The organism is Nocardiopsis listeri NBRC 13360 (assembly GCF_001570765.1).
Lineage (GTDB): Bacteria > Actinomycetota > Actinomycetes > Streptosporangiales > Streptosporangiaceae > Nocardiopsis > Nocardiopsis listeri.
The window spans coordinates 1-10,421 of sequence record NZ_BCSH01000112.1; the positions used below are offsets into that span (position 1 = coordinate 1).

Here is a 10,421-nt window from a genome sequence, read left to right on the forward strand (position 1 = left end):
CCCCCATTTCCAACCCCAACCGACGCATTCGGAGACCGCGCTCATCCGCTCCATGAAGCAGGGTGACTACTGGGAGAGGAATGGGCGCAAGGTGCCCGTGGCCACTCGAAAGGCGGTGGAGACGCGTCTACCCACCAAGCTCCCCGAGTCCGACGGCCTACTGGCCTGGCGCACGCTCCGCGACGCGGTCGAGGGGGACGGCCGTTCCACGCGCCTTCCTGACGTCCCCCCAGAACTCCTGGACCGCCAGGAACACCACTTGGGTGGCTTCACCGACCACGTTGGCTGGCCGGGGGCCCGTGACGAACATCTGCGAGGTCCGGCGGACCATGAACACGAAGTCGGTCAGCGCCGGGGAGTAGGCCGCTCCGCCCGCGCAGGGACCGAGCATCACCGAGATCTGCGGGATCACCCCCGAGCCCCAGGTGTTGCGCCGGAAGATCCCGCCATAGCCGGCCAGCGCCATGACCCCTTCCTGGACGCGGGCCCCCGCTCCGTCGTTGAGCGAGACCAGCGGTGCCCCCGCGACCAGGGCCTTGTCCATCACCTTGTGGATCTTCTGCGCGTGGGCCTCGCCCAGGGCCCCGCCGAAGACCCGGAAGTCGTGAGCGAAGACGAACACGGTGCGCCCGTGCACGGCCCCCCACCCGGTGATCACTCCGTCTCCGGGGGGACGCTTGTCCTCCAGGCCGAACCCGGAGGCGCGGTGCCGCCGCAGGGGCTCCAGCTCCCGGAACGACCCTTCGTCGAGAAGCAGATCGATGCGCTCGCGCGCGGTCAGCTTGCCCCTGGCGTGTTGGGCGGCGGTCGCCTTCTCGCCCGGCCCTTCCTCGGCGAGCGCACGCACCGCCTTCAGTTCGGTGATCAGACTCCGCATGCCCTCGGCCGGATCGATGCGGTTCTCCGCGTTCGTGGTCATCATCACCTGCTTTCCGAGCGCCGCGTCGCCAGCCGCGCGGCCGTCCCGAGCGCCCTCACATCCCGATTCCCTGGGGGAAGGTGAAGAGGAAGCCGGGATCATAGGACTTCTTCACGTCCACGAGCCGTGGGTAGTTGTCGCCGTAGTACGCCCACCGCCAGTCGGTCAGGCCCCGATCCGGGTAGTTCACGTAGGAGTGCCCATTGGACAGGGGCGTCAGCAGCGACATGCCGCGGTCCACCCAGGCGGACGCGGCGGCCGCGTCCTCCGGTCCCGGGTCGGCCTCTTCGCGGATCAATGTGTACTTCGCCAGGAAGAGTGCGTCCCGGTGGACGTAGGCGGTCTCCGCCGGACCGACCTCGTTGGCGGCTCCGCCCAGAGCGGTCAGGGCGAAGTAGCGGAACTGTCCGCGGCGGCGCTCCCATTCGAAGGCCTCCAGCGCCACGGCCATGTGGTGCCGGTCCAGCGGAGACGAAAGCATCCGGTGGCCCTCGCGCAGGAACCCCTGGCGGGGCAGGGTTCCCTCGGGGGTCGTCCCTACACGCCTGCGCTGTTCGGTCGGCTTGTCCTCGCAGCGGAACAGGCGCAGCATCGCCTGTTCGTAGGGGAGCTCCTCCGCTTCCAGCTCGACCGGGCGCGCACCCACCTCGAGACACAGGGCACCGAAGAGCTCCTCGAACTCCGCCGCTGTCCCGAAGTGGCCACCGTGCATCATCACGAACGGTGCGGCCTCCGAGCCGGCGTCGGGCAGAACGACGCCGATCTCCGAGCTGATCGTACGCGGTGCGGCGGCCATCCAGTGCTGCCACCGATCCAGCGCGTCCAGCGCGTGGTCCCAGGACCAGACCGCCGTGAAGTTGACGATCCTGGGCACGTGGGTCCGCTGGACCTCCAACGCGGTGATGACGCCGAAGTTGCCCCCGCCACCACCGCGCAGTGCCCAGAAGAGGTCGGCTTCCTGGTCGTCGGTGGCCCGCACCCGGCTGCCGTCGGCCAGGACGACCTCGGCCGCGACGAGGCCGTCGCTGGCGACGCCGTACTGGCGGGTCTGCCACCCGATACCGCCGCCGCTGACATAGCCCGCCTGGCAGACGGTCGGACACACTCCCGTCGGGAACTGTACGTCGGAGGGGGCCAGTGCGGTGATCGCGTCCACCGACCTCGCGCCGGCTCCGAGCCGCACGACCTCCCCGAGCGAGCCGACCTCTCCCATCCGTGAGAGATCGACGACGAGTCCGTCCGTCGTCGACCAGCCCGCGAAGCTGTGGCCGCCGGCCCGCACGGCCAAGTGCAGGCCCGTTTCGGCCGCGAACCGCACGCACGCGCTCACGTCGGCGGCCGAGGCGCAGTAGGCGATGCCGCTCGGCCGAACGGCGTCGTATTCCGCGATCTGCAACTGCTTGGCGAGCTCGTAGCCCGGGGCCTCCGGGAGGAGGAGTTCGCCGTCGATGAGCGAGCGCAGGCGCTCCACGTCCGTGGCCATGGTCAGGAGACCTCGACGACCACTGTCTTGCTGTCGAACGGGAGCTCACCCTTGGGGACGCTCTTCAGGGGGTAGTCGGAGGTCGTGACGCCGATCTCCCCGGGGGTGAAGGTGTAGGTCCCGGGCTTCTCGGCGACGATCTCGGCGTGGCCACCGGTGAGGAGGACGTTCTTGCCGGCGAAGACACGGTTCGCGTTCTCCAGGCCCGCGGCGAGGACCACTTCCTCGTGGTCCCCGCCGATGTGGACGTTCACCTGGCCCTTGATGTCACCCGCCGGTCGGTCCTTGATCGTGGGGTGCAGGGTGCGGAGCGTGACTTCGATGTTGAGCACCTCACCGATGCGCACCTCGTCGGGCGTGGTGATAGTGATCTCGATGTCGCTCTCCTCCGGCGTCGGCTGGCGGGTGGAACTGCTGAGGTAGGTGAACCGGCCCATTGCCTGTTTCTCCTTCGAATGCGCGATCGCGTCAGCCCGCCCGGCTTCGAGCGGGTTTCCGGGTCGAGCGAACACCGCGGCGCCACAACCGGTCAACCCCTAACCACGCGCACCCCTATACCCCCCAGCAGCCCTTTCGTCCCCTATGGGGCAGGGGTGTTTCCTCCCCCTACGGGGAGGGTCGGACTTCGGCTTCGTCGTGCCGAATCCTTGCCTGCTCGATATCCGGACGGTGGGCGATAGCCCATTCGGTCAGTGCAGACAGGGGGTCGAGTAGTGTGCGCCCCATATCGGTGAGCTCGTATTCGACGGTCGCCGGAACCGTCGGATACACGGTTCGGGTCACCAGCCCGTCACGTTGAAGGGCGCGGAGGGTCCGCGTGAGCATGCGCTGGCTGATGTCCTCGATACTGCGGTCCAGTTGACTGAATCGCTTCGGTCCGCGACCGAGCACGACCACCACCAGCACACTCCATTTGTCACCGACGCGCCGGAGCACGTCTGTCACCGGGCATGATTCGTGTTCCTTGGTCGTCACGGGCAGGCCCAGATCCGCCGAGAGCACGATAGGCACTCCACTGTTCGTTACGGACATCAATGTGCCTCCTTCCCAAAGAGGTTGCACATCACTGAAGATGCACCTGCGAACAAAAAGTAACAAGGGGAGCCGACATGAGGAAGCAGTCTCCGTCGAAGAAGACCGTAGTGGTCCAAGGCGGAACCGACGGCATGGGCCGGGGCATGGTCATGGCACGCCTCAAAGCGGGTGACACGGTCATCGCGCTCGGCAGCAACGTGGAGAAGGGTCGTCGCCTCAGCAGGGAGGCGGCGGCCCTGGGGGCCGGCGACCGCTTCCGGTTCATCCGCGCCAACTTGAGCTCCATCGCCGAGAACGAACGCGTCGTTGCGGAGATCCGTGAGCAGCATCCCGTCATCGACGCTCTCGTCCTGTGCGCGAACAGGCAGGCCCCTCAGCGCGAGGTCTCTCCCGAGGGACTGGAGTTCACCTTCGGCCTCTACTACCTGAGCCGGTACCTGCTCAGCCACGGCCTGCGCGCGGAGTTCGACGCCGCCCCCGCCCCGGTCATCATCAACATCGCCGCCGCGGGGCTCAAGGTGGGCAAGGTGAACTTCGCCGACCTGCAGTTCGAGGAGAAGTACAGCACGATCCGGGCGCAGATGCAGGCCGGCCGCACCAACGACCTGCTCGGCAGGTCATTGGCCGACGAGCCGAGCAGCAAGGCCCGCATCGTGCTCTACCACCCCGGTTTCACCAAGACACTCGGCGGGATCGCGCACCTGAAGCAGCCGGTGAAGGGCATCATCACCTTCCTGAGCAAGGTCGCCGCGAAGTCGGTCGAGGCGGCGATCGCTCCCATGGTCGCGGTGATCGACAGCCCGCCCTCCGAGCGTCTGACGGGGATCAACCAGGGCAAGTCCGTAGACCTGACCATGGACACCTTCGATCCGGCCAGAGCGCGCAAGCTGGCCGAGGTGACCCGCCGCCTGGTGGTGACCCACCACGGCCAGAGCCCGCTCCTGCCCGAGGCCGCCAAGGACAGGGACGGAAAGGGCTTCTCCCGGTAGTCCCGCGTCCGCCGTCATCGGATCCGGTGCGGTGTGGCCAGCACGAAAGACCCGCACCGCACCGGAAACTATTCAAAGTGTTAAATCTGCGTGAATTAACACGCACCCCGAAGGCCCAGAAGAACGATTTCCTCACTGGATATATCCTAACCGAATCAAGGGTTTTACCCACAGGCTGAAACCCTCCCGAGTGGACGCGCCGCCCCCGCTCCAGGAGATCAGCACAAGGGGTGACCAACCCCTTCCCCACAGCACTGATCCAGTACGGGGTTCCGCTCCTTCGGTGCCTTACCGAGACGAGGGACGCCGCACGCGCCGCGCACCGCGCATATGCCCCCTCGATGCGCCGACCGACGGCCCGGCAGTCACGCTCCCCACTGGTGGCAGAGCGCCCGACCAGCCCACCTGAGCAGGACGTCCCATCGCCCCGCCCGCGACGCCTAGCGCAGGGGCCGACTGACCACAATCGGCCACGTGATCCCGGAATCTTCCACCCAGTGCTGCTCACGACCCGGACCATCACCGTGAATGCGCAGGTCCGCGCGGTCAATAAATGCTGGGGGTTGCGTCCACCAGTGCTTTGGCGTGAACATAGTCGGGGCCCGCATGACTTAGTCGGCATGGTAACGACACCGGAGACTCATTCACCCTCAGGCCAACTGTGCTGTCACCGGGCCCGAGCATCGCATTTCCGTAATTCATGCGAGCCTCGAAGCTCACAGGGGGACCAATTGATTGAACGCGAAAAAGAATCCGAAATACTGACTTCCATGTTCCAGGACGCGATGCAGGGCCGCGGTGGGGTCGCGGTCGTCAGCGGGCCGATCGGATGTGGGAAGACGACGCTCTTACACCGTTTCGCCCAGCACGCGACCGAGTCGGATGCCCTGCTACTGAGCGCGACCGCCTCCCGGACCGAGCAGGAGATCCCCTTCGCGGTCATGGTCCAGCTGTACCAGCAGCTCGTCGACGTGCCCGGGGCCTCTGAGCACATCCGGGCGCTCCTGGACTCGGGAGCGTGCGAGAAGCTCATGTCGGACGCCTCCCACGTGTCCGCGGAAAGCGCCTACACACAGATCGTCCAGGCCCTGTGGACCGCCCTGAACGACGTTGCCGAGCGCCGCACCATCGTCATCGCCGTGGACGACGCCCACTACACCGATGACTCCTCGATGCGCTGCCTGCTCTTCACGGCCCGGCGGCTACGCTTCACCCGGGCCCTGATGGTACTCAACCAGCGAACCGGGCCGCAGCACGACCACCATCCCTTCGACGCCGAGCTCCTGCACCAAGCGCACTGCAAGCGCATCCGGCTGTCCCCGTTCTCCCCCGAGGGAACACGGCGCTTCCTCGGCCGCAGGCTCGGCAAGGAGCAGGCAGGCCGCTTGGCCGCAGCCGGCCACGAGGCCACCGGCGGCAACCCGCTGCTGCTCGCGGCCATGGTCGAGGACCAGTTGGCCCCGAATCCCCCCGAGTCGGTCGGCGAGATGTACGGCGAGGCGGTCCTCACCTGCCTGCACCGCGGCGACCCTGGGACCCTGGAGGCCGCGCGGATGATCGCCGTCCTCGGCGAGACGAGCTCGATCGAGGGCATCGGCTCCATCATCAACTCCTTCTGCGGCACCGCCGACCAGCGCCTGCGCCCGTTGGAGAACGCTGCCGTGCTGAGCGGACGGCGGTTCCGGCACGAGGCTGGCCGGCAGGCCGTCCTCGCCACGATGGACGAGAGGGAGAAGGCGCAAACCTACGTGCACGCCGCATCCCTCCTGCACCAGAAGGGGGCGTCCAACGAGACCGTCGCCAAGTACCTGATCATGGCGGGGTCTCCGCTGCCGGCGTGGGCAGTCGACGTGCTGCGCTGCGCCGCGGACCAGGCGCTCTTCGGCAACGAGAACAATGCCGCCATCCACCTGCTGGAACTGGCCCATTCAGCGTGCGAGGACACCGACGAGCGAGACTCCCTGACCGCGACGCTGGCGCTGGTCAAGTGGCGCTGTGACCCGGCCGCCGTCTCACGCCATTTCCCCGAGCTCGTCTCGGCCGTCAAGCGGCGGCGCTTGCCGCAGCACCACGCCACGGCGCTGCTGCGCTACCAGCTCTGGCAGGGCCGGTTCGACGAGGCCGTGGAGCTGATGGATCACCTGTCCCACCTACCCGTGGAGTCCGACGACGAGGTCGACTCCGATATGGAGTTCCTGTTCCTGTGGCTGGCGCACACCTACCCCTCACTGGTCGCGAAGTTCCCGTCGGGCAAGCGCCCCTACAGTCCGCGGGACACCGCAGCGGTCCACCGCGCGAACCCGCACCACCAGGCCGCTGACGTCCTCGCCTCCGTTCTGGAGAACGACGTCAGCATCCACATGGTGAGCAAGGCCGAGAGGCTGCTCCAGGGCCACCCGCTGAACGACTTCACGCTGGAGCCGCTCGTCACAGTCCTCACCGCCCTGATCTATGCAGAGCACATGGGTCTGGCGGCGCACTGGTGCGACACGCTCCGGTCGGAGGCGGAGAGCCGGGGCGCCCTCACCTGGCAGGCGGTGCTGGCCGGCACCCGCGCCGAGATCGCATTCGACCAGGGCGACCTCCCGGTCGCGCGCGACCTGGCGTCCACCGCGCTCACGACCATCGGCAGGGAGCGGTGGGGCGTCGGTGTCGGCGGGCCGCTGGCCTGCCTCATCCGCGCCTCGACCGAGATGGGCGACCTGGACTCGGCCGCCCGCGCACTCGAGCAACCCGTGCCCCAGGCGATGTACCAGAGCCGGTTCGGTCTGTCCTACCTGCAGGCCAGGGGCCAGTACTTCCTCGCGACGGACCGTCCCTACGCGGCGCACGCCGACTTCGAGCTGTGCGGCGACCTGATGACCACGTGGGGCATCGACCTGGCCGGGCTGGTCCCTTGGCGGCTGGACCTGGCGATGAGCCACCTGGCGGTCGGGGATCGGGACCGGGCCCGCGCCCTGGTGGAGGAGCAGCTGCCCCGGCCCCATGCGGCCTCCTCACGGACCCACGGAGTCGCTCTGCGCGTCCTGGCGCTGACCACCGACCTGGCTGACCGAGCCGACCTGCTCAACCAGGCCGCGGACATCCTGCACGCCACCGACGCGCGCCTGGAACTGGCCAAGACCCTCACCGAGCTCAGCAAGGTGCACCACCTGCGCGGTGAGCCCGAGCGTGCGCGCATGGTCGCCCGGAGAGCGTGGAGTATCTCCCGACGCTGCGGTGCCGAACCGCTGCGCAAGCTCACCGCCCCGGCACGGGGCGACGCCGGCCGGACTCTGCTGCGGGCCCAGATCGTCGAGGGCGGCCACGCCTCGAAGGTGGCCGCCCTCAGCGAGGCGCAACGCCGGGTCGCCACGCTGGCCGCCCAGGGCCTGTCGAACCGGCAGATCGCCAAACGCCTGTTCATCACGGTCAGCACCGTGGAACAGCACCTGACCCGCACGTATCGCAAGCTCAACGTGACCAGGCGTGCCGATCTCCCCACGGATCTGGGCCTGGCCATCGCCGACAGCGCCTGAGAAGACCGCGCAGCGGGGCCGAGTCCCCGCCCCCTCCGCTGCACGGCCGAGCTTCCCGAGCGCGCGTCGCGCACGCCGTACCCTTCAGCTCTCGCTCAGCTCCTCGTCGATGAAGCTGAACACCTCCTCCAGCGTCGCCGAGTCGAGGTCGACGTCCTCCTCGCGCCCGCTGTCGCCCTCTCGTAGCGCGGCCAGCATGCTCTCCAGTCGCGCCGTGACCTCCCTGCGCGCCCCTTCGTCACCGGCGACGAGGTCCGCGAGCCCGGACTCCATCCGGTCCAGATCGGCCAGCGCGGCGCCCCCGCTGCCCAGTTCGGCGCTGAGGAAGGCCGCCAGGGCACCGGGCGTGGGGTGGTTGAACACCAGCGTCGTCGGCAGCGACAGCCCGGTCTCGGCGCCGAGCCGGTTGCGCAGCTCCACCGCCATCAGGGAGTCCAGGCCGAGGTCGAGCAGGCCCCGGTCGGCCTGGATCTGCTGCGTCGTGTCGTGTCCGAGCACGGCCGCCAGATGTCCGCGGACCAGGTCGAGGAGCATGTGCTCCCGGCGCTCACCGGGCAGATTCGCGAACCGCTCCCCCGCCTGACTCGACCGGCCTGAACGCGCGGCCCTGCGCTGAACCGGGGTGCGGACCAGGCCACGCAGCAGCGTCGGCACCTCGCCGGACGCCCGGACCGCGGGCAGGTCGAGGTCGGCCGGCACCAGCAGCGGTTCGCCGGCTCCCAGGGCCGCGTCGAACAGCGCGGTCCCCTCGGCGTTGGACAGCCGCCCCATGCCGGACCGGGCCATGCGCTCGACGTCGCGTTCGGTCAGTCGTCCGCCCATGCCCTCCTTCTCCTCCCACAGCCCCCAGGCCAGGGAGACGGCGGGCTGCCCGCCCCGGCGGCGCTGGTGGGCGAGCGCGTCCAGGTAGGCGTTGGCCGCCGCGTAGTTCGCCTGCCCCGGGCCGCCGAGGATCCCGGACGCCGAGGAGAAGAGAACGAACGCGTCGAGGTCACCCGCCGTCTCGTGCAGCGCGACGGCGGCGTCGGCCTTGGCCCGTAGGACCCGGTCCATCCGAGCACGGGTCATCCCGGTCAGGACGGCGTCGTCGTTGACCCCCGCCACGTGCACCACAGCGGTGAGCGGATGGGCGGGGTCGATCCCGCCCAGCAGCGCCGACAGTGCCTCCCGGTCGGCCACGTCGCAGGCCGCGAACTCCGGGTCGGCTCCCAGAGCGATCAGGTCCTCCCGCAGGTCCGCGGCCCCGGGGGCATCCGGGCCCCGGCGACTGACCAGGAGCAGGCGGCGAACCCCCCGCTCCGCCGCCAGGTGGCGCGCGATGACGCGGCCCAGCCCGCCGGTCGCACCGGTGACCAGCACCGTACCCTCGGGGTCGAGCGCCGACCGTTCACCGGACACGGTGGCCCTGGCCAGCCGCGGGGCGAGCAGCCCGCCGTCGCGGACCGCCACCTGGGACTCGCCGCTGGCCAGGACCTCCGGCAGCACCGACTCGACGTCGCGGCCGTCGTCCAGGTCCACGATGACGAACCGGCCTGGGTGTTCCGCCTGCGCGGAGCGCAGCAGGCCCCACACGGGCGCGGCGTCCAGGTCCACGTCCTCGTCGGGCCGCGTGGCGACCGCCCCCCGGGTGACCACCACGAGGCGCTCGTCGGCGGGCTGCTCGGTGAGCCAGGTGCGCAGCCCGTCCAGCACCTCGTGTAGGGCTTCACCGGAGGACGCGCACTCCAGCACCGCGGTGCGGGACGTGCGGTCATCCTGCTCGGAGGCCCGCCCGGGCTCCGCCGGCACCGACACCCATTCCACCCGGTAGAGGAGGTCCTGGGGCCCTCGGTCCGTGGCGGCCCCGAACGTCGTGCCGTCGAAGGGCCGCACCGCGACCGATCCGACCCGTACCACGGGGGCCCCGTCGGCGTCCGTTCCCTCCAGCACCAGGGTGTCCCTGGCGGTGCGGGCGGAGCGGACGTGCAGGTCGGTCGCTCCCGTCGCGAGAACCTGGACGTCTCGCCAACTGTGGGCGAACCAGACGGCATCCGCGTCCTCTTCGTCCTCGTAGCCGGCGGTACGCCAGGCTCCCTCCAGGAGCGCTGGGTGCAGACGGTGGTCGCCGGAGCCGGAGTCCTCGCCCTCGGGCAGCACCACCTCGACGGCGTCTCCCTCCAGTTCCCTCTCCGTCTCCGGGCCGTCCTCGGCCAATGTCGCCGTGGCGTGCAGGACCCATGCGTCCTGCGGGTCCCGGCACCAGACCGAGACGTCGCGTTCACCGTTCTCGTCCGCCCCGCGTACGCGGACCTGCACCGCGACCGGGAGCTTGGCGGGGGAGGCGATCTCCAGTTCCCGGATCACACCGCAGCCGACCTGGTCCCCCACGCGCAGCAGCAGCTCGACGAAGTCGCCGCCGGTCAGGACGTCGGCACCGCCCAACCGTCCGGAGACCACCGCGCCGTCACCGTCCGCCAGACGGACGGGGGCGTCCAGCC

The 10,421-nt window shown here is 69.5% G+C and carries 6 protein-coding genes and 1 pseudogene; 2 read left to right on the plus strand and 5 right to left on the minus strand.

Translation table 11 applies throughout. The annotated features are described in order from the left end of the window. Positions 1-274: 274 nt before the first annotated feature. From NLI01S_RS24505 to NLI01S_RS24520, 4 genes and pseudogenes are all read right to left on the minus strand, one after another. Positions 275-877 (minus strand): annotated as a pseudogene (locus NLI01S_RS24505) (carboxyl transferase domain-containing protein); the annotation flags it as partial. 97 nt (positions 878-974) lie between these two features. Next, positions 975-2,402, minus strand: coding sequence for an FAD-binding oxidoreductase (locus tag NLI01S_RS24510; protein WP_067609218.1), 1,428 nt, complete (start codon positions 2,400-2,402; stop codon positions 975-977). Positions 2,403-2,404: 2 nt separating this feature from the next. Next, on the minus strand, positions 2,405-2,839 hold the full coding sequence (locus NLI01S_RS24515) for a hypothetical protein (protein ID WP_067609219.1): 435 nt from the start codon (positions 2,837-2,839) through the stop codon (positions 2,405-2,407). Positions 2,840-3,008: 169 nt separating this feature from the next. Beyond that, the gene (locus NLI01S_RS24520; RefSeq protein ID WP_067609222.1) at positions 3,009-3,434 is read right to left on the minus strand and encodes a winged helix-turn-helix transcriptional regulator; all 426 of its coding nucleotides are present in this window, start codon (positions 3,432-3,434) and stop codon (positions 3,009-3,011) included. A 77-nt stretch (positions 3,435-3,511) separates the two neighbouring features. Here NLI01S_RS24520 and NLI01S_RS24525 point away from each other — a divergent pair, with 77 nt between their 5' ends. Together NLI01S_RS24525 and NLI01S_RS24530 are read left to right on the plus strand one after the other, a co-directional pair. Next, positions 3,512-4,426 (plus strand): SDR family NAD(P)-dependent oxidoreductase, encoded by a 915-nt coding sequence (locus NLI01S_RS24525; RefSeq protein WP_084392870.1) that lies wholly within the window; start codon positions 3,512-3,514, stop codon positions 4,424-4,426. A gap of 620 nt (positions 4,427-5,046) precedes the next feature. Continuing rightward, positions 5,047-7,944, plus strand: a complete 2,898-nt coding sequence (locus NLI01S_RS24530; RefSeq protein WP_223809375.1) for a helix-turn-helix transcriptional regulator — start codon at positions 5,047-5,049, stop codon at positions 7,942-7,944. A gap of 84 nt (positions 7,945-8,028) precedes the next feature. On the opposite strand, the gene NLI01S_RS24535 is transcribed toward NLI01S_RS24530, so the two are convergent. After that, a partial coding sequence (locus NLI01S_RS24535; protein WP_157091131.1) for a type I polyketide synthase occupies positions 8,029-10,421 on the minus strand: 2,393 nt, incomplete at its 5' end.